This is a genomic window from Pseudomonas sp. SB113 (assembly GCF_040754745.1).
In the GTDB taxonomy this organism is placed as follows: Bacteria; Pseudomonadota; Gammaproteobacteria; order Pseudomonadales; family Pseudomonadaceae; genus Aquipseudomonas; species Aquipseudomonas grimontii.
This window is the reverse complement of the sequence record NZ_JBFMHW010000001.1, coordinates 392695-416199: the sequence shown is the minus strand read 5'-3', so window position 1 is coordinate 416199 and position 23505 is coordinate 392695. Positions and strand designations below refer to the sequence as shown.

Here is a 23505-nt window from a genome sequence, read left to right as displayed (position 1 = left end):
ACTTTATCTGTGACTGACCCACTGCTATCGGGAGCAAGCCCCCTCCCACATTTTTATTGCATTTCAGCTTACGGGCGTTTGCGTTCTACGGCCCGCAACAGATGCGTCGGCGGTGTCTCGCAGCTGATCTTGCGCCCCAGCAAGGTCTCGATGGAAGGCAACTGATACGAGTCATCCTCCCCGGCAAAGCTGATCGACACACCCGCTGCGCCCGCCCGGCCGGTGCGGCCGATACGGTGCACGTAGTCGTCCGGCACTTCCGGCAGGGTGAAGTTGATCACGTGGCTGATGCCGTCGATGTGAATCCCGCGCCCGGCCACGTCGGTGGCCACCAGCACGCGAATCTTGCCTTCGCGGAAGCCTTCCAGGGTCTTGATGCGCTTGTGTTGCGGCACGTCGCCGGACAGTTGCGCGGCGTTGACGCCATCGCGCACCAGGCGTTCTTCGATGCGACGCACTTCGTCCTTGCGGTTGGCGAATACCATCACGCGCTCCCAACCGTTGTCGTTGACCAGGTTATAGAGCAGCTTGTACTTGTCGGCACCGGCCACGGCGTAGATGTGCTGTTCGACGTTTTCGCTGGCGACGTTCAGTGCTTCGATCTCGACGATGGACGGGTCGGTGGTCCATTGCTTGGCGAGGTTCATCACGTCTTCGGTGAAGGTTGCGGAGAACAGCAGGGTCTGACGCTCGGCCTTTGGCGGGGTCTGGCGAATGATCTGACGCACTTGTGGGATGAAACCCATGTCGAGCATGCGGTCGGCTTCGTCCAGCACCATCACTTCGACCATGTCCAGGTGCACGTCGCCGCGCTGGTTGAAGTCCAGCAGGCGGCCAGGGGTGGCTACGAGGATGTCGCAATGGCGGGCTTCGAGGTGCTTGAGCTGCTTGTCGAAGTCCATGCCGCCCACGAACGTCATCACGTTGAGGCCGGTGTACTTGGTCAGGTCGGCGGCGTCCTTGGCGATCTGCACCACCAGTTCACGGGTAGGCGCGATGATCAGCGCGCGCGGTTCACCCATGTAGCGTTCTTTCGGCGGCGGCGTTTGCAGCAGCTGGGTGATGATCGAGATCAGGAACGCGGCGGTCTTGCCGGTGCCGGTCTGGGCACGGCCGATGGCATCTTTGCCGGCGAGGGTGAAGCCCAATACCTGTGCCTGGATCGGCGTGCAGTACGGGAACCCCAGGTCCTGGATAGCGTGCATCAGTTCCGGGGCCAGTTTGAAATCGTGGAAGCGGGTCTTGCCTTCCTGGGGCTCGACGACGAAGTCTTCGAGTTTCCACGGGATCACCGGCGGTTTCGGCGCGCGTTCCCGGCGAGGCTTGGGGGCGGGTGTGGCTTCAGCCTCAGGTTTTGCCTGTTCGGGCGGTGTCACCGTCGGTGTCTTCGGCTGGGCGACAGGTGCAGTCCGGCCTGGCTGTTGACCGTCATTGCGGCTGCCGGAGGAGGGGACAGGAGCACTGGGAACAGGCGCGAGCGGCTCAGCCTCGCTTTTGCCGAACATCTTCTTGAGTGCTTTGAGCACGGTGATCTCATTAATTGGTTAAGGAATATACGCCGGCCAGTGTAATGCAAGAATCGGGCGCGGCGTAGTGCGTCTGTCATACGGCTACATAAACGTGGGTTTTCAGCCCAGGCGAGCGATCAGCCAAGTAGCGATATCGCGTATCTCCTCGGGTAACACTTCGTGGCCCATTGGGTATTCCTGCCATGTCACGGTGACACCACGGGTTTTCAGATACTCGTAGGCGCTGCGGCCCATGGCGTTCTGTACTACCTCGTCGTACTGGCCGTGCAGGCACAGGGTGGGAATGCGTTGCTGGCTGGCGGATAACTCCAATTCGTCATCGAAGGTTGGCGCGTAGGTCGAGAGGGCGATCACGCCGCCCAGGGCACCTTGCCATTTCTTGAATGCTGTGTGGAAAACCACTGCGCCACCTTGGGAAAAGCCGGCTAAGAAAATTCTTGAGGCGTCTATTCCGCTGCTTTTTTGCTCCTTGATCAAATCCGTGACCATTGTGGCTGACTCTTTCAGCTCTTCCAGGCTGATCGAGCGCGCCGGGCTCATGGCCTTTATGTCGTACCAACTTGGCATCTCGTAACCGCCATTGATCGTCACCGGGCGGGTCGGCGCCTGGGGCAATACAAAGCGGGTGGACAGCAAGGTCTGCTGCAGCGCCTCGGCCACTGGCAGGAAGTCGTAGCGATCGGCACCCAGGCCATGCAACCAGATTACGCAGGCGTCTGCGGGCTTGGCGGGCTGAAGAATCAAGGGTTCGGTCATGTCTGCTCCATAAATGTGCGTGCGCTCCGATTGGGTGCGTCGGAACGGTGCGCGACAGGTTGATCTGTTAAGAGAATGTCGCAAGGGTGAATCTTTTTCTATTGACGAGGGGCTGAAACGACTCAGCCGCCACTCTGGTACGCGCCTTGCTATGTGTAGGTCGATGTCAGAACTTTTTCGGGACGGTAACACTATCAGTGACTGCCGCTTTCGGGATAGCAGCTGGAATTATCGCGAAAGCCTCATGCCGCTTGACCCTAAAAAAAGCCAACACGGGTCGATATCGCCTCATAAGGGTGCGCTGAGGTTGGAGCTTCGACACAACAAGAGCAACTGGAGGTTTGAATGAAGGTATTGAAATCCACCCTGGCCATCGTTTGCGCGGCGGCCGTACTGGGTGTCAGTGGTTTCGCCCAGGCTGGCGCCACTCTGGACGCCGTGCAGAAGAAAGGCTTTGTGCAATGTGGCGTGAGTGACGGCTTGCCGGGTTTCTCGGTACCGGATGCCAGCGGCAAGATCCTCGGGATCGATGCTGACGTTTGCCGTGCTGTGGCCGCTGCCGTTTTCGGCGACGCCACCAAGGTCAAGTTCAGCCAGTTGAACGCCAAGGAGCGTTTCACCGCGCTTCAGTCCGGCGAAGTCGACATCCTGTCGCGTAACACCACCATGACCAGCTCCCGCGATGCGGGCATGGGTCTGAAATTCCCGGGCTTCATCACTTACTACGACGGCATCGGCTTCCTGGTTAACAACAAGCTGGGCGTCAAAAGTGCCAAGGAACTGGACGGTGCAACCATCTGCATCCAGGCCGGTACCACCACCGAGCTGAACGTTTCCGACTACTTCCGTGGCAACAACCTCAAATACACCCCGATCACCTTCGACACCTCCGATGAAAGCGCCAAGTCGCTGGAATCCGGCCGTTGCGACGTACTGACCTCCGACAAGTCCCAACTGTTCGCCCAGCGCAGCAAGCTGGCCGCGCCGAAGGACTACGTGGTTCTGCCGGAAACCATTTCCAAGGAACCGCTGGGCCCGGTCGTGCGTAACGGCGATGACGAGTGGCTGGCCATCGTGCGCTGGGTTGGCTACGCCATGCTCAACGCTGAAGAAGCCGGTATCACCTCCAAAAACGTTGAAGCTGAAGCCAAGTCCACCAAGAACCCGGACGTTGCACGTCTGCTCGGTGCTGACGGCGAATACGGCAAAGACCTGAAAGTGAAGAAAGATTGGGTCGTACAGATCGTCAAGCAAGTCGGTAACTACGGTGAAGTGTTCGAGCGTAACCTGGGCAAGAGCACCCCGCTGGAAATCGACCGTGGCCTGAACGCGCTGTGGAACGCTGGCGGCATTCAATACGCACCCCCTGTGCGCTGATCGCTGATGGTTCTGTCACCCGGTGGGCCAACCGCCGGGTGATGTTCTGTTCCATTATTTTCGGGGCACTTCATGCAAAAACAAATCGGCGCACCAAAGCAGAAGCTCAGCTTCAGCGATCCCAAAGTGCGTGCGTGGCTCTTCCAGATCATCACGATTGTGGCGGTGATCTCGCTGGGCTGGTACCTCTTCGACAATACCCAGACCAACCTTCAACACCGGGGCATTACCTCGGGTTTCGACTTTCTTGAGCGCAGTGCCGGCTTCGGTATCGCGCAGCATTTGATCGACTACACCGAATCGGACAGCTATGCCCGCGTCTTTGTAATCGGCTTGCTCAATACCTTGCTGGTGACCGTGATCGGTGTGGTCCTGGCGACGCTGCTCGGCTTCATCATTGGCGTGGCGCGCCTGTCACCGAACTGGATGATCAACAAGCTGGCGACCGTGTATGTGGAAGTGTTCCGCAACATTCCGCCGCTGCTGCAAATTCTGTTCTGGTACTTCGCGGTGTTCCTGACCATGCCGGGGCCGCGTAACAGCCATAACTTCGGCGACACCTTCTTTGTCAGCAGCCGTGGCCTGAACATGCCGGCAGCGCTGGCCGCTGACGGGTTCTGGCCGTTTGTGGCAAGCATCGTGGTTGCCATCGTCGCAATCGTACTGATGGCGCGTTGGGCCAATAAGCGCTTTGAGGCGACCGGCGTACCGTTCCACAAGTTCTGGGCGGGCCTGGCGCTGTTTATCGTGATCCCGGCATTGTGTGCCTTGATCTTCGGCGCGCCGCTGCACTGGGAAATGCCCAAGCTGCAAGGTTTCAACTTTGTCGGCGGCTGGGTGCTGATCCCTGAACTGCTGGCGCTGACCCTGGCGCTTACCGTGTACACCGCGGCGTTTATCGCCGAGATCGTGCGCTCGGGCATCAAGTCCGTCAGCCACGGCCAGACCGAAGCGGCGCGCTCCCTGGGCCTGCGCCCTGGGCCGACGCTGCGCAAGGTCATCATCCCGCAAGCCCTGCGGGTGATCATTCCGCCGCTGACCAGCCAGTACTTGAACCTGGCGAAGAACTCGTCGCTGGCCGCCGGTATCGGCTACCCGGAAATGGTTTCGCTGTTTGCCGGCACGGTGCTCAACCAGACCGGCCAGGCGATCGAGGTTATTGCCATCACCATGAGCGTGTACCTGGCGATCAGCATCAGCATTTCCCTGCTGATGAACTGGTACAACAAGCGCATTGCGCTGATCGAGCGGTGAGGAAACGCACATGAGTTCGCATACTTTCAAACCTGATATGCCGCCGCCGAGCAAAGTCTTCGGACCGATGGCCTGGATGCGCGCCAACCTGTTTTCCAGTTGGCTCAATACCCTGCTGACGCTGTTGGCGTTTTACCTGATTTACCTGGTGGTGCCGCCGATCCTGCAGTGGGCCATCCTCGATGCCAACTGGGTCGGCACCACCCGCGCCGATTGCACCAAGGAAGGCGCCTGCTGGGTGTTTATCCAACAGCGCTTCGGGCAGTTCATGTACGGCTACTACCCCGGCGACCTGCGCTGGCGTGTGGACCTGACCGTGTGGCTGGCCATCGTGGGCGTGGCGCCGTTGTTCATCTCGCGTTTCCCGCGCAAGGCGGTCTACGGCCTGAGCTTTTTGGTGCTGTACCCGATCATCGCGTTTTTCCTGCTGCACGGCGGGATCTTCGGCTTGACCAACGTGGCCACCAGCCAATGGGGCGGCCTGATGCTGACCCTGGTCATCGCCACTGTCGGCATTGCCGGTGCCTTGCCACTGGGCATTGTGCTGGCGCTGGGACGGCGCTCGAACATGCCGGCGATTCGTGTGGTCTGCGTGACCTTCATCGAGTTCTGGCGCGGCGTGCCGTTGATCACGGTGCTGTTCATGTCCTCGGTGATGCTGCCGTTGTTCCTGCCCGAAGGCATGGGCATCGACAAGCTGCTGCGGGCGTTGATCGGCGTGATCCTGTTCCAGTCGGCCTACGTGGCCGAGGTGGTGCGTGGTGGTTTGCAGGCGATCCCTAAAGGCCAGTACGAAGCGGCTGCGGCGATGGGCCTGGGTTACTGGCGCAGCATGGGCCTGGTGATTCTGCCGCAAGCCCTGAAGATGGTAATCCCGGGCATCGTCAACACGTTTATCGCGTTGTTCAAGGACACGAGCCTGGTGATCATCATCGGTTTGTTCGACCTGCTCAACAGCGTCAAGCAAGCCGCCGCCGACCCGAAATGGTTGGGTATGGCCACTGAAGGCTACGTGTTCGCCGCCCTGGTGTTCTGGATTTTCTGTTTTGGTATGTCGCGCTATTCCATTCATTTGGAACATAAGCTCGACACAGGCCACAAGCGTTAGGAGTTGTTGTTATGAGCGAAGCGATCAAACAGCCTGTGAGCCCTGAAGGCATTATCCAGATGCAGGGCGTCAACAAGTGGTACGGCCAGTTCCACGTGTTGAAAGACATCAATCTCAACGTCAAGCAGGGCGAGCGTATTGTGCTGTGCGGCCCGTCGGGTTCGGGCAAGTCCACCACCATCCGCTGCCTCAACCGTCTGGAAGAGCACCAGCAGGGCCGCATCGTGGTCGATGGCGTGGAGCTGACCAACGACCTCAAGCAGATCGAAGCGATCCGCCGTGAAGTCGGCATGGTGTTCCAGCACTTCAACCTGTTCCCGCACCTGACCATCCTGCAGAACTGCACGCTGGCGCCGATGTGGGTGCGCAAGATGCCCAAGCGCAAGGCCGAGGAAATCGCCATGCACTACCTGGAGCGTGTGCGCATCCCGGAGCAGGCCCACAAGTTTCCGGGGCAATTGTCCGGCGGCCAGCAACAGCGTGTGGCGATTGCCCGCGCCCTGTGCATGAAACCGAAAATCATGCTGTTCGACGAGCCGACCTCGGCCCTTGACCCGGAAATGGTCAAGGAAGTGCTCGACACCATGATCGGCCTGGCCGAAGACGGCATGACCATGTTGTGCGTAACCCACGAAATGGGCTTCGCCCGCACCGTGGCCAACCGCGTGATCTTCATGGACAAGGGCGAGATCGTGGAACAGGCGGCGCCGAATGACTTCTTCGACAACCCGCAGAATGACCGGACCAAGTTGTTCTTGAGCCAGATCCTGCATTGATTGACGTTTGAAAAAATAAACCCGGCCAGGCCGGGTTTGTTTTTGTCTGTTCAGCAGGCCTTGAGCGCCTCATGCCCTGTGTTCACGGTATGAGTGAACCCCCGCAGGTCAGCGCCTTCGGCCAATACCTTGGCGTCGGCGAGCAAATGAGGGTAACGGTCCAACAATCGCATCAACAGAACCAGTGGCTTCGGTGGCAGAAGCTCACCGCGTTCATAACGTGAAAAAGCGTTGTGACCGCCACCGGACAGCAGTTGCACGGTTTCTTTTTGCGTAAGGTGCAGCTTGCGACGGATGCGTTTCATCTCGTTGCCGATCATTGTCCGCGCGGCGTGGACGAGTTCATCCCCTGCTTTTGCGTGGCGCTCTGAACTCTCCGGGTCATACATGCCGTCGCCGCATGCATGGCATTCCCAGCCAGAAAGGTCATCGACACGACGCTCCATCCCTTTGACGCTAATGGTCTCGCTACGGCCCTCGAATCGATTCATGCCATCGGGCGTACCGCATATAAAGCACTGTTGAGTCTTCATGAGTTGCACTCCTTGAAGGAGATTACCGGTGGGTTACCGCCTGAGTGGTAAGTGACCTTTATGTAAATCTCCAAGCCGCCTGACATCCGCCTTGATCACCGCCAGATCGTAATGAGGTGTGTACTTTTCCATAAGACACCTGAGCTGAATAATTACCCTCTAAGGGTAATTTTACCCATCGAAAATACTGCTCCTTTTCCTGCCTAAGAACCCTGGTGCGTTGCCTTTTTAGGCAACTCTGAATAGGCTGTAGGAAAATTCATCCTATGATTGGACGAAAACCTGCATCCCATGACAGACATCGCCCCCCTGATCAAACGCTCCCTGGTGGACCAGGCCCTGGAGCAGTTGCGCTGGCGCATTACCGAGGGCAAGTGGGCCATCGGCGAACGCCTGCCCACCGAGCCGGAGCTGTCCGCCGAGCTGGGCATCAGCCGCAATACCGTGCGCGAGGCCATGCGCGTGCTGGCGTTTTCCGGGTTGATTGAAATCCGCCAGGGCGACGGCAGTTACCTGCGTTCGATGACCGACCCGCTGGGCGCCATGCGCGCGTTATCCCACTGCAGCCTGGAGCAGGCGCAGGAGACGCGGCAAATTCTGGAAGTGGAGGCCGTCGGGCTCGCGGCGGTGCGCCGTACCGAAGCCGACCTCACCGCTTTGCATGAGGCACTCAAGGCCAGCGCGGTGCTGTACCACGGTGACCTGGAGGCCTATATCAGCGCCGACCTGGTGTTCCACAAACGCCTGGTGGATGCCGCGCACAACCCGGCATTGAGCGAGCTGTACCAGTACTTTTCCGCGATTGTCGGCGCGCAGTTGCGCCAGACCCTGAACATTTCGCCGCGCCGCCAGGCGGTGTTCGACCTGCATACCGCCCTGCTCGAAGCCGTGCAACATCAGGACCCGGAACGCGCCAAATCCCTTTGCCGGCAGTTGATCAATGAGCCCTGAAACCAAGCGCACGACCGAGTTGGAAGAACTGTTGATCGACGCCGAAGCCGACGACGAGGTGGTGCAACACAGCCACCCGATGGTGAGTCGCCCATGGCTGTTGCTGTTGGGCCTGGTCCTGGTGGCGTTGAACCTGCGCCCGGCGTTGTCGAGCGTGGCGCCGTTGCTGGCCGAGGTTTCCAGCAGCCTGGGGTTGTCGGCGGCCAAGGCCGGTTTGCTGACCACCTTGCCGGTGTTGTGCCTCGGCTTGTTCGCTCCCATGGCGCCGATCCTGGCCCGGCGTTTTGGCGCCGAGCGCGTGGTGCTGGGGATCCTGTTGACGCTGGCCGCCGGCATCATCCTGCGCAGTTCGTTTCGCGAAGTGGGGTTGTTCGCCGGCAGCCTGATTGCCGGGGCGAGCATCGGCATCATCGGCGTATTGCTGCCGGGCATCATCAAGCGCGATTTCGCCAGACACGCCGGCGCCATGACCGGTGTGTACACCATGGCCCTGTGTCTGGGCGCAGCGTTGGCGGCGGGCGCCACGGTGCCGCTGAGTCATTACTTCGGCGACCGCTGGACCATTGGCCTGGGCTTCTGGATTCTGCCGGCGTTGGTGGCAGCGTTGTTCTGGTTACCGCAGGTCGGCCAGAAACACGGCGCCCATCAGGTCGCCTACCGAGTGAAGGGCCTGTTGCGTGACCCGTTGGCCTGGCAGGTCACCGTGTACATGGGCCTGCAATCGTCCCTGTCGTACATCGTGTTTGGCTGGCTGCCGTCGATTTTGATCGGTCGTGGCCTGAGCGCGACCGAAGCCGGTTTGGCGTTGTCCGGCTCCATTGTCATGCAATTGTTCAGTTCCCTGGCCGCACCGTGGCTGGCGACACGCGGTAAGGACCAGCGCCTGGCGATTGTGCTGGTGATGCTGCTGACCCTCGGCGGCCTGTTCGGTTGCCTGTATGCACCGCTGGACGGTCTGTGGGGCTGGGCGATTCTGCTTGGCCTGGGGCAGGGCGGTACGTTCAGCCTGGCGCTGACCTTGATCGTGTTGCGCTCGCGCGACTCCCATGTGGCGGCCAATCTGTCGAGCATGGCCCAGGGCTTTGGTTACACCCTGGCCTCCCTCGGCCCGTTCGCGGTGGGCCTGGTGCACGACTGGACCGGCGGCTGGACGGCCATCGGCTGGATCTTCGCGGTGATCGGCGTGGGCGCGATCATCGCCGGCCTGGGGGCCGGGCGTGCGCTGTATGTGCAGGTGAGCAGCGAGAAACTCTAGAAATACACCACCTCCAGTGTGGCCAGGCCGTCGAGTTGGGTGTCGCTGCTCAGGTCGAGGTTTTGCGCGGCGTTGATCACGGTTTCAACCTTTACCGTGCTGATCAGCTCACGGATCGCCGAGGGGCCGGCTGTGCTGCCTGGCGTGTCGGTGAAACCCAGGTAGCTGTTGGCGCCGATGTTGATCGGGTTGAGGTTGGCGGTACGCCAGGCCAGGCCGCCAGTGGTGGATTCGGTGCCGTACACTTGCGTGGTGCTGTCGACCTGGGTTTGCCGGGGGTCGAAGGTCATGGAGTACAAGCCGATGCGGTTACCGCTGTTATCAAACCCGAGGCCGTAGTAAATCTCGCTGTTGACGGTCGCTGAGCCTTCACGATTGTCACGCATGCGCAGGGCGAAGCGGTTCGGCGCGTTGCAGTCGATGCTGACTTGCAGCAACTTAACCGGCAGGCGTGTGCTTTTGTCCTGGTTGAGATCCTGGCGGGAAATCTTGCCGTAGTCGATCAGCGCGCCGTTGGACAGCAGCGGTGTGCAAGCCATAGGCGTAATGCGGCCCTTGACCGTCACGTCGACGGCCGAGGCGGCCTGCGCAACGGGCGTGGCACCGAGCAGCAGCAGGGAGAAAAAGGCGATGTCGTACGGTTTCATGAGGTTGATTCCCAGGGGTTACAAATAGATGATTTCGAGTGTGCCGGAGCCGTTGATCCGCACCACGCTGCGCAGGTCCAGGTTCTGTGTCGGGGCCAGGTAGGCTTTGATGCGCACCGTTCCGGCCAGGTTTTGGATAGGTACCGGCCCCAGCGTACTGGCGGCGCGGTCGGTGAAACCCATGAGGCTGTTGGCGGCGATGGGGATCTGCCGGGAACTGGAGCTGCTCCAGGCGGCACCGCCACTGGTGGAATCGGTGCGATACAGTGTGCCGAGGGCGTCGGCGCTGAACTCCGCCGGGTCGATGTTCACGTAGTAGCGCCCGATCTTGTTCCCGCTGTTGTCCAGGTCCAGGCCGTAGGCGGTTTCATCGGTGCCGCCGGTGGCCGAACCGTTGCGGTTGTCATGCATCTTCAAGGCGAATGGGGTAGCAGCGTCGCAGCTCACCGAAAACTGCAACGTTCGAGTGGGCAGCGGGGTTTCATTGTCAGCGCCCAGATCCTTGGCCAGTAAGGTGCCGTAATCCACCAGCCCGCCGTTGGACAACTGTGGCACGCAGGCCACGGGGGCGAACTGGGCCAGCAGCGTCAACTCGCGGTACCGATCGCTGGGCAGGTTGTAGAGAGTTCCGGACACTTCCCAGGTGGTTGCCTCCCTGACCCGCGTGGCGGCGGAATCGGCCCAGGCGCTGACGCTCAATTGCAGTGTGAAGTGCTTGCCCGTCAGCAGCGTGCCGTTCTCGACCGGAGCAATCCCATGGCCCGGTCGCCAGTCCAGCGTGGTACCGGTGACGATGGGCGGCTGACCGCTGGCGGGCAACAGCCCCAAGGTCACCGCCTGGCCATCCAGTACACCGTCGCTGGCGTGAATGGCATAGCTGCCATGCTCGGTAAACTGCAGCCGCTGCGCACTCGTCGCCACGGCGCGATAAAACAGGCTCGGGTCGCTGGGGTTCGGGCAGTTGAACGTTAGGCTCAGGCGGCGTTCGCCGAGTAAGCGTTGCGCGGCGGCGTCGTTTTGCGCGGCGCGGTTCATCGAGCCGAAATCCAGCCGTGAGTCGCTGACGTTCAACTGGCATTCATCCTGGGCCTGGGCAGCACTGAACGCACCCAGTAGCACGCAGGCAGCGCTCAGCCGTCGCGCGTGGGGGGCAAGCAATAGGGCAGTCATCGAGCATCCTCAAGGTGTATGGCAACGGGCCGGGGCGGTTTCGAAATACACCGTCGGATCAGCCTTGGCCGGTAGTTCATAGCGCAGTTCGCAGCGCCGGCTGTCGGCGGTGCTGACCCACAGCGGCGTGTGCTCCAGCACATTGGGCAGGAACACCTGGCTGCCATCCTGGACGAGGGTGACAAACTCGCCCTGCGCGGTGCTCACCATGGCGCCGCGGGGCAGCGGCTGATCCTGATCGGTACGCACGGTCAGCAGCAGTCGCCGGGTGAGCGCCACGCCGAAGTCGACGCGATCCACCGCGCCGCGCCCGGCCGTGATCATCGCCAGGCCATTGTCGATATCGGCATTGCGTGGCAGCGAGCGGGTCTGGACCTCGACCGGGCTGCGCCCATATGCGTTGACCTGGGGCACCACCGCCTGGCCCTGCCAGTCGGTCCAGACCGGGCCGCTGGGCGTGCTGAGCTTGATGCCGCCCATGTCGCCCACGGACACCAGGGCAAACGTGTCGCGTACCGGGTAGGGCGACAGGGTAAGGCCACTGCCATGCAGCACCATCGCGCCTCGGGCCCCGCCCTGATAACTCGAACGTTCGGCGTCGCTGCGGCTGTAGCTCAAGTCCAATTGGCTGTAGCGAGGCAATGCGGAGACGCCCACGGAGGTCTCCACCTGCCGGTCACGGGTGTCGTACTCGGCGCTGACCCGATAACCGAGTTGATCGTTGAGCTGTTCGTTCAGCCCCAGCCCGGAGCGATGTTCACCACCCGAGTTGCGCACCCAGGCGCGTGCCCGACGGTTCTCGCCCAGGGGCAGGCTGAGGTTGAGGTACACGGCGTTATCCTGCTGCTGGCGCCCGCCCATCTGCCATTCGGCACTGGCCGACAGCGACACGCCGTTGACGCTGGTGCCCCAAGCTGCCAGCGCGCGGCCGCTGCTGGCGCCGGCAAAATTGCTGGAGCGCGATAGGCCGGCGCTGAATGCCCCGAGCCACGGGTGCGACCAGCCCAGCGTGGCGCTTTGCTGATCACGATAACGGGAGCCGCGGTAGAGATCGGGTTGTGCTTCGTAGGTGGCTTCTTCCAGCTCGCGATAGCCCGGCGTGCGCCAGGAGTTGGCGGCGCTGAATGACCACTGTTCACTCAGGCGTTGGGACCATGACAGGTCGGTCTGCACGCCACGCACCTTATCCCGGCCCTGTGCATCGGAGAGTTGGCTGGCGAGTTGAACCTGGCTGTCCAGGCCGGCTAGCCAGGCCAGGCTCGCACCGGCGGCGCGGTATTGGTTGGCGGCCAACATGCCGACGCCCACGGACATTTGTGCGTGCACAGCACCGTTCCAGCCCGCGCTGACCACCCACGGATCGTCACCCTCGGCGTTGCCGATATTGCGCACGCGCCCGGCTGCCACCGAGTAACCCGCTGCGGGCAGTCCCAGGCCGAGCATGGCCGCGGGGACGGTAAAGCGCCGCTCGCCGCCGGTGCTTTCCCTGACGGTTACTTCGACGTCCGAGCGGGTGTTCAAGCGTCGCACATCGGTCAGGGCGAACGGGCCGGCAGGCACCACCGTCGAGTGAATCAACGCACCGTTCTGCCGCACCTCGACCTGTGCCGGGCTGTTGGCGATGCCCTCGATGGTCGCGCCTTGCTCCTGGTCTTGCAGGGCTTGCTCGGTGAACACTTGGACGCCATTGATCTGCGCACCCGGCAGCACTGGGTTGTAGAGGCTGACCTGCCCGGCTTGCAGCACCGCCTGATAGCGCGCAAAGGTGCGCTGGGCATAGGCCTCCAGATGCGTGCTGCGTGACATGCCGTCCTGCCAGGTCTGTACCTGGCGGCTGCGCACGATCCAGTCGCCGGCATTGAAGCCAACCTCGGTATTGGCCGAGCCGAAACGGCTGGCGTCATCGCCGAACCGGTTGTAGAACCCGCTGAGGTCATAGTTGAGCAAGGCTGCGACACCGCCGGCTTGATAGCCCGAGACATCCTGTTGTACCGGACGCAAGGCTTCGGTGGGCACCACCAGCGATACGGTGAGGGTGGCTGGATCGGCTTCCACCAGGCTTTGTGGGAATTGGGCCAAAAAGTCATGGCAACGCCCGCTGTCTGCCGGGATCACGAGGTGGGTGGCGTCCAGCAAGGCGCGGTCAAAACACAAGGCGCCTTGCTGGTCGAAACTGACGTCCAGGCGACCCCGGCGTTGCCCGTTCACCTGCACGCTCACGGCGTGCTTGCCGGCACTGAAGCGTGGGGTGTCCAGCAGCAGGCTGGCCAGTTGCGGATCGATGCCGCGCTGGTTCAGGGTCTTGGCGTCAAAGCCCGAATATTCATCGGCCCAGGCCCCCTCAGGGAGCAGGGCACAGGTTAACAGCCACGCAGGTAAAGCAAGCTGGGCGGGGGCGGCGGGCACGGCTTTGCCGTCACGGTAATTCACGACTGTTTTCACCAAAGGCAATCAAATGTTCGACGGCTGCGCGTCGCGGTGGCGGTCGTCAAGCCGTCACTTCGTTTTAGTCAGGGGCGGGCGATCGGCGCATCGTAGGCCGCTACGGCGAAGCCATAGAGGGTGGCCGGTTGCAGGCGCACGGTGCTGGCGCCTGTGGCGCTTGCCGGTATACGCAAGCGTTCGCCCGGTAATACATAGGTGCGCGGCAACATCGCCTTGCCATCGCCGGGCAGCAGGCGCAGTTCCTGGGCCAGCCGCACCACGTAAGGTGTGTCATTAGTGACCAGCAACTCGTGGTTGTCGAACGCCCAGGTCAAGCCGGTCCAGGGGCTGCGATTGGTCGCCAGGCCTTTGGGATGAATGATCACTGGCAAGTTCTGGCGCACGGTCACACCGACACGGGCATGCCCGGCTTCGGCGGCCGGGCGACCCTTGGGCATGCCTTCGAAAATCACGCGTTTGAGCCGCTGGCTCTTGAGCGGCAAATGATCCTGCAGGATGAAGCGCACCAGTTGCGATTTTCCCGACTCCACCCGCGACAACGGCGGGGTGACGACCAGCAGCGGTTCGTTGTCCTCCGGGATATCCTCCAGGGTGACATGCAGCAAGGCCAGTTGACTGTCGGTGTTGGTCACCGAAACGCTGGCTTCGCCGTCGTTTTCGTACACGATCACCACGGAGGTATCCGGGACCATGCCATCGGCCTGAGCGTTCATGCTGAGCAGGAGTGTCAGGGCCGCGATGTTCAAAAGTTGCGTCGTCATGACGAGAGTTCCATGGGCAGGATAAGAATCAGAGGTAGCGCAAATCCAGAACGATGGACCCGTCCAGGGGGACCTCTTGATCCAGGGTCAGGTAGTTGGAAAAGTTGATGGCCGTTTCGATTTGAAGTTGGGTGGTCAACTGGCGGATGAAGTCCGGCTGACGGTCACCAGGCAATGCAAAACCTGCATAGGCTTTGGGCTTGGCATCCGGCTGTGCTGTCCAGGTTTCGCCGTTGTCGCTGGACATCAGCACCTGCATGGGCTGTGCATCGCCCACGGGGTTTTGATACGACAGCGCCACGCTGCCCAGACGTTCTTCGGGGGCGTGGATATTTCGTCCCAGCCCGTATAAACCGGGCGTCAGCGCAGACTCCGAACGATTGTCGATACCCACCAGCGCAAACAGCATGGGCCTGGCGCATTGCACGGACAGCTCCAGCAACAGGCTGGGCAGTGCGGTGAACTCATCACTGTTCAGGGCATGCGCGGGAATTTTGCCGTGATCGACGATGCCTTCTTCCGACAGTTCGACGTGGCAAGCATCCGGGGTCAATCGGCCGGTCACGGTGATGTCGACGATACTGGCCGTCCAAGCCGGGGTGGCGAAGGTTAGAGCAAGCAGGGTGGCGAAGAGCTTGGGGTGCGGGTTCATGGCGGATCACTGGCTGGGCGGAAGGTGGCCGACACGTCAGCGAGGCCATGCCGGAAAATTGCCTGGCATGGCCTCACAGGATTACAGGTACTTCACTTCCAGGGTGGCCGACCCATCCAGGGTGACCTCGTTGCTCAGATCCAGGCCGTCCGTGCGGGCGATCGAGGTGTCTACCACCATCTGTGCGACCAACTCCTTGACGGGCAGCGGCTGGGTGCCGTTGCTGGTGTCGGCGACCGACATATACAGCTTTGGATCCCAGAATTTTTCGTCATACCAGGTGTTGCCACCGTCCCCGGAGGCGATGGTTTTCACCTGCACGCCATCGGCGACGGCGTTTTGCAGCATCAGCTGGAACCAGCCGAGCTTTTGCGTGCCGTTGATGAAGCCCAGGCCGAAGTGCGAACTTGTCAGCGCGGAGTCCGCGCGGTTATCGATCGAGTTCAAGGCGAACGGGATTGCGCCATCACAGATCACCGCAATGGTCATGGTGTGGGTGCCGATGAGGGTCGGGTTGTCCGGGCGCAGGTCCTTGGCGGAAATCTTGCCGTGATCGATGATGCCACCGCTGGACAGGCTGGGGGTGCAGGCGCTGGGGACGATCAGGCCCTTGACCGCCAGGTCCACGGTGGAGGCGGCGTAGGAGGTGGCGCAGGTAAGTAGCATTACGCTGGCGGCGACGCTATTGAGCAGGGTTTTCATGACGGACGAACTCCTTTCGCTAAGGGGGGCGGTTACAGGTACTTGAGTTGGACGGTGGCGTGCCCGTCGATGGGGACCTCATCCAACAGGGTCAACTGGTCGGCGGGGGCGATGTGGGTGTACAGGCGAATCTCGGCGTCAAAATCCTGCACGGCGATAGGTGTTTCTTGATTGATTCTCGCAACCGTGGTCATCCACAGATGGTTCAACTCGTTGGCGGGCCTCCAGGTCACGCCGCCATCCACTGAGGTAATCATGCGTACCGCGACGCCGTCGGCCACTGGGGTGTAGAGGTGAAACGCGGAGCCGCCGAGCTTTTCATCGTTCGGCGTCATGCCCAGGCCATGCCAGCGATCGTGGTTGGCCGAAGTACCGGCGCGGTTATCAATGGTGCTGAGGGTGAAAAAGGTCGGCGCTTCACAGCGCACGCTCAACTGCATGCTCTGATTGGGCAACGAAGTGTGTTGCTCGGCATTGAGCGACTTGGCCGACATCTTTCCGAAGTCGACCATGCCGCCGCCGGAAATCAGTGGGGAACAGGCGCTGGGCGTGATGCTGCCCCTGACGGACAGGTCGGTGTTGCTGGCGGCGAACGCCGGAGGGGCGAGTAATAAGGTGAGCATGAGGCGAGAGGCGAAAGCGTTCATGGGCAAGGGCCTTTGGTCACAGTGATCGGGGGGCGTTACAGGTACTTCACTTCAATCGTGGCCGAGCCATCGATTGGCACTTCCTGGCTCAAGTCCATTCCTTTGGTGGCAAAAATGCCGCTTTCGACTTCCAGCTCTACGGCCAGTTCACGGGCAGCAATGGGGGTATTGGTGTCCGAAAGGTCACTCATCGCAAACAGTGCAATGGGTTCCAAGTTGTCTTCCGGCTGCCAGGTGCTGCCGTTGTCGTAGGAAACAATCGAGCGGGCGGGTAGGCCGTCCATCATGGGATTGTTGAGGTACAGGTAAAACCACCCCAGCTTCTTGTCACCGTTGACAAAACCCAGTCCGTAATTACTCGTGAGGCCGCTGCCGGCGCGATTGTCGATACCCCTTAGGCCAAACAGGGTTGGCGCCTCACAGCTCACGTTCATCCGCAGGAAATGTCTGGGCAGGAACGTGGGATTGTCCGGCTTGAGGTCTTTGGCCGAGATCTTTCCATGGTCGACAACACCTGCGCCGGACAAGGTCGGTGCGCAGGCACTGGGGGTGATCAAGCCTTTGACGGCCAGGTCTATCGAACTTGCGGCTTGGACGGGTGAGAACATGTTGAGTAACAGGGCGGTGCTCAACAGGGTCAGGGACTTACTCATTTCAATGCATTCCACTGTAAGGCTGGCTGATACGGCGCGCGCACGGCATCGTCCTATCTTTAGGGATAGGCGCAGAGCAGAGCGGCCGGTTGTATTTGGTTGGGAGCGCCGCAGGCTGCGCGTCCATTCCCTCTTTGCGGGGTGGGGGGCAATTTAGCCGGGGTATGGAGTCGGGGAAATACAACTATTACGACAATGAAAGTGACATGTGCTCGGGCGTTGATGCGTGGGAATTGATGGTCCTATTTGTAGGAAAGTTAGTTTTTTCGTAGTTGTTGTATCGTCATCTTCGTATCCAGGAAGCTATCTACTGCTGCTTGTAGCAGCCATGTGAGTGCCATGAAGATGTTCACGCCGTTATGTATTTGGCTATTGCATCCTCTGCATCCACTCAAGTGAGTATGGGTGAACTCATGGTCTGCATATCAATGTAAGCGCAATGAGGTGACCATGGTGACAAGGGTATTTACCAAGCCAGTACCTGTCCTGAAGTTGGCACCCTCGCTCTCACCACCGCGGGTGGCGGAGCAGGCTTTTCGTCCGCGTGGGGATGGGTGGCCGACGCGTGCCAGCCTGATCGAAATGTTTGGCAGTGATGAGGTGGTGAGCCGGGTGCTGGTCAGCCTCATGAACGAAGCACGGGAAGACGATGTCTTGCTGGACCAGGCTCGGCTCAGTGCCAATGCGTTGTTGGTGATGGAGCGGCTGCACCGTCTGGTGGGGAGCCTGGCGTTTGTCGGTATGGCCGATCTGGAGCGTTGCGGCGAGCAGCTGATTGCTCGCGTCCAAGCCGCGGGCGTAGAGGAAAATACGCTGGAGTTGCAGGCATTTCAGCGCAAGTTACGTGTGTACATCACTTATTTGAGCCGCTTGTAAATCGTTGGATTAGAGAAGTTTGTAGGACATCATTCCCGCGTGCCTGAGGTTTTTTGTGTAGGGCATTTCTTTTTATATTGTGGGACGGAGGTTGTCGTCTACCAAATGCTGGACGCGGTTCGTTAGGTGCCGCGTCGGGTGGTTGTTGAGGGCCGTGGACAGCGGTATTTTGCGCCAATTCCAATTGCCATCTTTCGTGGGTATCTATGTTTCGTGTGATTATTGCCGACGACCATCCGATTGTGCGTATCGGGCAGCGGGTGGTGATTGAGGCGGGCGGCAGGTGCAAAGTCGTCGGCGAAGCCGATGGTCCCGATGAGTTGCTCACGTTATTGAGTACCGTGGCCTGTGATGTGTTGGTGACTGACTTCGCCATGCCGGGCGGTCAGCAGGCCGACGGCTACGGGTTGCTGGGCCTGTTGCGTCGCCAGTACCCGACATTGCCGGTGATCCTGGTCACCATGTTTGCCAACGTGGCAACCCTACGCGCTTCGTTTGCCCATGGCGCACGGGCCATTGTCGCCAAGAGCGCATCGGCCCGCGAACTGCCCATTGCAATCAATGCGGTGATCAAGGGCGAGACGTTTGCCAGTGAGTGCCTGCGGGCTCAGTTGACAGAGGCCGGGACCGGCGACCAGCTGCAACAGCCCCAGCTCTCCAGCAAGGAGCGCGAAGTGGTCAGGATGCTCGCCAGCGGCATGACCGTCAGCCAGATTGCAGCACGGGTCAACCGCAGTATTTCCACGATCAGCAAACAGAAAAGCACGGCCATGAGCCGGCTGTGCATTTCCACCGACGTTGACCTGTTCGCCTACGCGCGCAGCTGCGGCATGGTGCCGTAGCAGTTGGCGGGCCATTCCCCGCGTAAATGGCGATAGAGTTTTACCGGTGCGCAGACTATCTTGGACGGCTCATAACCCCCTGGTTTGGAACCTGCCCATGAGCGATGCACACAACGCCCTGATCACCGAGTTCTATAGCGCCTTCCAGCGGCTGGATGCCGAGGCCATGGCGGCCTGCTACACCGAGGATGTGCTGTTCAGCGACCCGGCCTTCGGCGAACTGCGCGGCCGTGACGCCGGTGATATGTGGCGCATGCTCACCACCCGGGCCAAGGACTTTTCCCTGACCTTCGACCATGTGCGCAGCGATGACACCAGCGGCAGCGCGCACTGGGTCGCGACCTATCTGTTCAGCGCCACCGGTAACACGGTGGTCAACGATATCGGCGCGCGCTTCGTGTTCCGCGATGGCAAGATCTGCGAACACCACGATCACTTCGACCTGTGGCGCTGGTCCCGCCAGGCCCTGGGCCTCAAGGGCCTGTTGCTGGGTTGGTCGCCCGCGCTGAAAAACGCCGTGCGCGCCCAGGCGCTCAAAGGGTTGAAGGCATTTCAGGCCAGTCGTTGATAAGCTTGGCGTTCCTCTGGTTTACCGAATCGACCCGTGACTGATCCTTCTGAACCCAAACCCTGGTTCGTCTACCTGGTACGGGCCGCCAATGGCGCGCTGTATTGCGGGATCAGCAATGACCCGGTGCGCCGCTTTGCCTCTCACCAAAGCGGCAAGGGCGCGCGGTTTTTCCTCTCCAGCCCGGCGGTGGCGCTGGTGTATACCGAGCAATGCGCGAGCAAAGGCGAGGCACTGCGCCAGGAGCGCTTGATCAAGAAGTTGAAGAAGAGCGCCAAGGAGTGCCTGGCGGCGAGCGGGTCATTGATTTGACTGATGGGTTCCCATCACACCCGCGAAGCGTTTTGCGCGCTAAGCTGCGGGTCCACCTGCCAAGCGGACGCCAGCATGTCTGAACTTATCCTGCACCATTACCCCACCTCCCCATTTGCCGAGAAGGCGCGACTGCTGCTGGGCTTCAAAGGCTTGTCCTGGCACTCCGTGCACATCTCGCCGGTGATGCCCAAGCCTGACCTGACCGCCCTGACCGGTGGCTATCGCAAGACGCCGGTGCTGCAGGTCGGTGCCGATATTTATTGCGACACAGCCCTGATCGCCCGGCGCCTGGAGCAAGAGAAGTCCTCGCCGCCGCTGTTCCCGCTCGGCCAGGAGATGATCACCCAAACCTTCGCCGCTTGGGCCGACAGCGTGGTATTTGCCCATGCGGTGAGCCTGGTGTTCCAGCCGGAATCGGTGGCGGTGCGCTTTGGCAAGTTGCCGCCGGAAGCGATCAAGGCGTTTCTCGCCGACCGCGCCGCGCTGTTCAGCGGCGGTACGGCGAGCAAGCTCCCGGCCGAGTTGGCCAAGCACCAATGGCCGGCGATCATGGCGCGGCTGGAGCAGCAATTGCAGAGAGAACCGGGGGACTTCCTGTTTGGTGAACCGTCGATTGCCGACTTTGCCCTGGCCCACCCGCTGTGGTTTCTCAAGGCCACACCGGTGACTGCGCCGTTGGTGGAGGCGTATCCGGCCGTGTCGGCGTGGTTGGGCAGAGTGCTCGGTTTTGGCCACGGCACGGCGAGCCAGATGACCGCCGTGCAAGCATTGGAAATCGCACAAAAGGCCACACCGGCCCCGTTACCGGAAGAAGTGTTCGAGGACTTGAATGGCTTCGTGGCGGGCCAGCAGGTGATCATCAGCGCCATCGATTACGGTGTCGACCCGGTCGCCGGCGAATTGCTGTTTGCCGGGCGCGAAGAGCTGATCCTGCGCCGCACCGACGAACGTGCCGGCACCGTTCACGTGCATTTCCCACGCTTCGGGTTTCGCATTCACGCGCAATAAATAAAAATATTTGCAAATACAGGTGAGGTAAATCGCCAGCCCATCCGTGTAGTGCTTGAAACTGCGATCTATTCGCATTAACAGCGTTTTCTACACGGGTTCTCACAGCATGAAGTCGACGGCAGGCGGTTTGGTTAAACAGTGGTTGGGAGCCTCGGTATTGGCGGTGTCGGGGCTGGCATTGCTGCCCCTCGGCGTGGCTCAGGCGCAGGAGCAGCAAAGCGCCCAGTTCACCTTTTCCCTGGCTGCCAAACCGTTGCCCCAGGCCTTGAGCGATTTCAGCCGGGTCACCGGAATCAGCGTGATCTATACCGATGAAGCGCCTTACGGCCTCAACGCCCCGGCCGTCCGCGGGCAAATGAGCGCGACCCAGGCGCTGCAACGTCTGCTGGGCAACTCCGGCTTCACCTTCCGCCAGATCGATGCCCGCACCCTGGCCCTGGAGCCGGTACCCACCGAGGGCGCGCTTAACCTCGGCGCGACCACCATCAGCGGTGTCGGCCAAACCGAGGACAGCACCAGCTACCAGCCGCCGCCCACCAGTTCGGTGATGCGCTCCCGTGCTTTGCTGCTGGAAACCCCGCAAACCGTCAATGTGGTACCCGCCCAAGTGCTGCGCGACCAAACCCCGCGTAACTTGGATGATGCCCTGGCCAACGTCAGCGGCATTACCCAGGCCAACACCTTGGCCAGTACCCAGGACGCGGTGATGCTGCGCGGCTTTGGCGACAACCGTAACGGCTCGATCATGCGCGATGGCATGCCGGTGGTGCAGGGCCGGGCGTTGAACTCAACCGCTGAACGGGTCGAAGTGCTCAAGGGCCCGTCGTCGCTGCTGTATGGCATCCAGGACCCGGGTGGCGTGGTCAATATCGTCAGTAAAAAACCGCAACTGACCCAGGCCACGTCCCTGACCGTGCGCGGCTCGACCTTCGGCGACGGCAAGAACGGCAGCGGCGGCAACCTCGACACCACCGGCCCCATCGGCGATTCGGGCCTGGCGTATCGCCTGATCGTCGATCATGAAGACGAGGACTACTGGCGCAACTTCGGTACTCACCGCGAGTCGCTGGTGGCGCCATCCCTGGCCTGGTATGGCGACACGACCCAGTTGTTGTTCGCCTACGAGCACCGCGAATTTCTCTCGCCGTTCGACCGTGGCACGGCCATCGACAAGTCCAACCACCCGCTGGACATCCCGGCCACTCGCCGTCTGGATGAGCCGTTCAACAACATGGAAGGGCGTTCCGACCTGTACCGCTTTGAAGCCGACCACGACTTGAACGACGACTGGAAAGCCCATTTCGGCTACAGCTGGAACCGTGAGACCTACGACGCCAGCCAAGTGCGCGTCAGCGCGGTGAACACCAATGGCACCCTGACCCGCAAGATGGACGGCACCCAGGGCGCGATCACCACTGACCGTTTCGCCACGGCCAGCCTGGAAGGCAAGGTCAGTGTGCTGGGCATGCAGCATGACCTGGTGTTCGGCCTGGACGACGAGTACCGCAAGATCTACCGCGCCGACCTGATTCGCCAGGACTCGCGCTCCACGTTCAACTACAACAACCCGGTGTACGGCAACGAAGTCGCGGGTACCAACGTCAGTGCCGCCGACAGCGCCCAGACCGACTTGCTGCGCAGCGATTCGCTGTTCTTCCAGGACGCGATCCACCTGACCGACCAGTGGATCTTTGTGGCTGGCGCGCGCTACCAGATGTATGACCAGTACGCTGGCAAGGGCGTGCCATTCAAGGCCAACACCGACGGCAACGGCCAGGCCTGGGTGCCGCGTGCCGGCCTGGTGTATCGCTATACCGATGAGTTGTCGTTCTACGGCAGCTACACCGAATCGTTCAAACCCAACTCCACCATCGCTGCCTTGGCCGATGGCAGCACGCTGACCGGTGACCTCACGCCGGAGGAATCCAAGTCGTGGGAACTGGGCGCCAAGCTCGACATTTCGGGGCGCATTACCGCCAGCGCAGCGTTGTTCACTATCGACAAGCGCAATGTGCTGGTGTCGGTGGGCTCTGGTGCGAACACCGTCTACAGCATCGCGGGGCAAGTACGTTCCCGTGGCCTGGAACTGGACGCTACCGGCCAGTTGACCGACAAGTGGAGCCTGATCGGCAGCTACGCCTTTACCGACGCCGAAGACATCAAGGACAACAATCCGGCGCTTGAAGGTAACCGCCTGCAAAACGTGGCCAAGCACACCGGTTCGCTGTCGGTGGCCTACGATTTCGGCAATATTTTTGGCGGCGATCAGCTACGCGTGGGCACCGGTGCGCGGTATGTCGGCGAGCGTGCAGGCGACGCCGCCAACGACTTCAACCTGCCGGGCTACACCGTGGCGGATGCCTTCGCCACCTACGACACCAGGATCGACGGGCAAAAGGTCAAATTCCAGGTCAACGTGAAGAACCTGTTCGACCGCGTCTACTACACCTCGGCGGCCAGCCGCCTGTTTGTGTCCATGGGTGATGCGCGGCAGGTGTCGGTGTCCAGCACCCTGGAGTTCTAAAACCTGGCAAGCTCCCTGTGGCGAGCGGGCTTGCCCCGCGTTGGGCTGCGAAGCGGCCCCAAAACAGTCTCTGCGGTGTTCCTGAAAAAACGCGGCGGCATTAGTAAGGGCGGCTTCGCCAGCCAGCGCGGGGCAAGCCCGCTCGCCACAAAG

The 23505-nt window shown here is 61.1% G+C and carries 23 protein-coding genes; 12 read left to right on the top strand and 11 right to left on the bottom strand.

The window, feature by feature from the left end; genetic code table 11:
* Window positions 1-68 precede the first annotated feature (68 nt).
* Both rhlB and AB1462_RS01920 read right to left on the bottom strand, forming a co-directional pair.
* The gene (rhlB, locus tag AB1462_RS01925; RefSeq protein ID WP_367246114.1) at window positions 69-1532 is read right to left on the bottom strand and encodes an ATP-dependent RNA helicase RhlB; all 1464 of its coding nucleotides are present in this window, start codon (window positions 1530-1532) and stop codon (window positions 69-71) included.
* Between the two features lie 96 nt (window positions 1533-1628).
* Window positions 1629-2285: an alpha/beta hydrolase gene (locus AB1462_RS01920; RefSeq protein ID WP_090409193.1), complete on the bottom strand. Its 657-nt coding sequence runs from the start codon at window positions 2283-2285 to the stop codon at window positions 1629-1631.
* Between the two features lie 345 nt (window positions 2286-2630).
* Here AB1462_RS01920 and AB1462_RS01915 point away from each other — a divergent pair, with 345 nt between their 5' ends.
* The 4 genes from AB1462_RS01915 (at window position 2631) to AB1462_RS01900 (ending at window position 6800) form a co-directional block, all read left to right on the top strand.
* Window positions 2631-3662 (top strand): amino acid ABC transporter substrate-binding protein, encoded by a 1032-nt coding sequence (locus AB1462_RS01915; RefSeq protein WP_090409190.1) that lies wholly within the window; start codon window positions 2631-2633, stop codon window positions 3660-3662.
* Between the two features lie 72 nt (window positions 3663-3734).
* Window positions 3735-4916: an amino acid ABC transporter permease gene (locus tag AB1462_RS01910; protein ID WP_184744597.1), complete on the top strand. Its 1182-nt coding sequence runs from the start codon at window positions 3735-3737 to the stop codon at window positions 4914-4916.
* A gap of 10 nt (window positions 4917-4926) precedes the next feature.
* Entirely contained in the window at window positions 4927-6024 is a 1098-nt protein-coding gene (locus AB1462_RS01905; protein ID WP_090409184.1) for an amino acid ABC transporter permease, read from the top strand.
* Between the two features lie 11 nt (window positions 6025-6035).
* Window positions 6036-6800 carry an amino acid ABC transporter ATP-binding protein gene (locus tag AB1462_RS01900; RefSeq protein ID WP_003171943.1) on the top strand — a complete coding sequence of 255 codons (765 nt, stop codon included), beginning with the start codon at window positions 6036-6038 and terminating at the stop codon, window positions 6798-6800.
* A gap of 50 nt (window positions 6801-6850) precedes the next feature.
* Here AB1462_RS01900 and AB1462_RS01895 read toward each other — a convergent pair whose 3' ends face one another.
* Window positions 6851-7333 (bottom strand): type II toxin-antitoxin system MqsA family antitoxin, encoded by a 483-nt coding sequence (locus AB1462_RS01895; protein ID WP_367246066.1) that lies wholly within the window; start codon window positions 7331-7333, stop codon window positions 6851-6853.
* Between the two features lie 291 nt (window positions 7334-7624).
* Between AB1462_RS01895 and AB1462_RS01890 the strand changes: the two genes are divergently transcribed.
* Both AB1462_RS01890 and AB1462_RS01885 read left to right on the top strand, forming a co-directional pair.
* Entirely contained in the window at window positions 7625-8284 is a 660-nt protein-coding gene (locus AB1462_RS01890) for a FadR/GntR family transcriptional regulator (RefSeq protein WP_090410142.1), read from the top strand.
* A complete protein-coding gene (locus tag AB1462_RS01885) occupies window positions 8274-9539 on the top strand; it encodes a CynX/NimT family MFS transporter (RefSeq protein ID WP_090409177.1) in 1266 nt (421 codons plus the stop codon). Before AB1462_RS01890 ends, AB1462_RS01885 begins: the two co-directional genes overlap by 11 nt.
* Here the strand turns inward: AB1462_RS01885 and AB1462_RS01880 are convergent.
* The 8 genes from AB1462_RS01880 to AB1462_RS01845 all read right to left on the bottom strand — a co-directional run bounded on the left by AB1462_RS01880 (window position 9536) and on the right by AB1462_RS01845 (window position 17216).
* Window positions 9536-10186, bottom strand: a complete 651-nt coding sequence (locus tag AB1462_RS01880; RefSeq protein WP_315335574.1) for a DUF1120 domain-containing protein — start codon at window positions 10184-10186, stop codon at window positions 9536-9538. The genes AB1462_RS01885 and AB1462_RS01880 overlap by 4 nt on opposite strands.
* An 18-nt stretch (window positions 10187-10204) precedes the next feature.
* Window positions 10205-11356, bottom strand: coding sequence for a DUF1120 domain-containing protein (locus AB1462_RS01875; protein WP_367246065.1), 1152 nt, complete (start codon window positions 11354-11356; stop codon window positions 10205-10207).
* Window positions 11357-11365: 9 nt separating this feature from the next.
* Window positions 11366-13786 carry a fimbria/pilus outer membrane usher protein gene (locus tag AB1462_RS01870; RefSeq protein ID WP_367246064.1) on the bottom strand — a complete coding sequence of 807 codons (2421 nt, stop codon included), beginning with the start codon at window positions 13784-13786 and terminating at the stop codon, window positions 11366-11368.
* Between the two features lie 80 nt (window positions 13787-13866).
* Window positions 13867-14562, bottom strand: coding sequence for a fimbria/pilus chaperone family protein (locus AB1462_RS01865; RefSeq protein ID WP_090409168.1), 696 nt, complete (start codon window positions 14560-14562; stop codon window positions 13867-13869).
* Between the two features lie 28 nt (window positions 14563-14590).
* Complete coding sequence (locus AB1462_RS01860; RefSeq protein ID WP_090409165.1) at window positions 14591-15214, bottom strand: DUF1120 domain-containing protein; 624 nt, start codon at window positions 15212-15214, stop codon at window positions 14591-14593.
* Between the two features lie 81 nt (window positions 15215-15295).
* Window positions 15296-15916 (bottom strand): DUF1120 domain-containing protein, encoded by a 621-nt coding sequence (locus tag AB1462_RS01855; protein ID WP_259192185.1) that lies wholly within the window; start codon window positions 15914-15916, stop codon window positions 15296-15298.
* Between the two features lie 32 nt (window positions 15917-15948).
* Complete coding sequence (locus tag AB1462_RS01850) at window positions 15949-16563, bottom strand: DUF1120 domain-containing protein (protein WP_259192184.1); 615 nt, start codon at window positions 16561-16563, stop codon at window positions 15949-15951.
* A gap of 35 nt (window positions 16564-16598) precedes the next feature.
* A complete protein-coding gene (locus tag AB1462_RS01845) occupies window positions 16599-17216 on the bottom strand; it encodes a DUF1120 domain-containing protein (RefSeq protein WP_259192182.1) in 618 nt (205 codons plus the stop codon).
* Window positions 17217-17666: 450 nt separating this feature from the next.
* Here AB1462_RS01845 and AB1462_RS01840 point away from each other — a divergent pair, with 450 nt between their 5' ends.
* The 6 genes from AB1462_RS01840 (at window position 17667) to AB1462_RS01815 (ending at window position 23352) form a co-directional block, all read left to right on the top strand.
* On the top strand, window positions 17667-18092 hold the full coding sequence (locus AB1462_RS01840; protein WP_090409153.1) for a hypothetical protein: 426 nt from the start codon (window positions 17667-17669) through the stop codon (window positions 18090-18092).
* 206 nt (window positions 18093-18298) lie between these two features.
* Window positions 18299-18934 carry a response regulator transcription factor gene (locus tag AB1462_RS01835; RefSeq protein ID WP_259192175.1) on the top strand — a complete coding sequence of 212 codons (636 nt, stop codon included), beginning with the start codon at window positions 18299-18301 and terminating at the stop codon, window positions 18932-18934.
* Window positions 18935-19031: 97 nt separating this feature from the next.
* Complete coding sequence (locus AB1462_RS01830) at window positions 19032-19502, top strand: nuclear transport factor 2 family protein (RefSeq protein ID WP_090409147.1); 471 nt, start codon at window positions 19032-19034, stop codon at window positions 19500-19502.
* A gap of 36 nt (window positions 19503-19538) precedes the next feature.
* Window positions 19539-19814, top strand: coding sequence for a GIY-YIG nuclease family protein (locus tag AB1462_RS01825; protein WP_090409144.1), 276 nt, complete (start codon window positions 19539-19541; stop codon window positions 19812-19814).
* 75 nt (window positions 19815-19889) lie between these two features.
* Window positions 19890-20825, top strand: a complete 936-nt coding sequence (locus AB1462_RS01820) for a glutathione S-transferase family protein (protein ID WP_367246063.1) — start codon at window positions 19890-19892, stop codon at window positions 20823-20825.
* A 109-nt stretch (window positions 20826-20934) separates the two neighbouring features.
* Window positions 20935-23352 carry a TonB-dependent siderophore receptor gene (locus tag AB1462_RS01815; protein ID WP_367246062.1) on the top strand — a complete coding sequence of 806 codons (2418 nt, stop codon included), beginning with the start codon at window positions 20935-20937 and terminating at the stop codon, window positions 23350-23352.
* Window positions 23353-23505 lie beyond the last annotated feature (153 nt).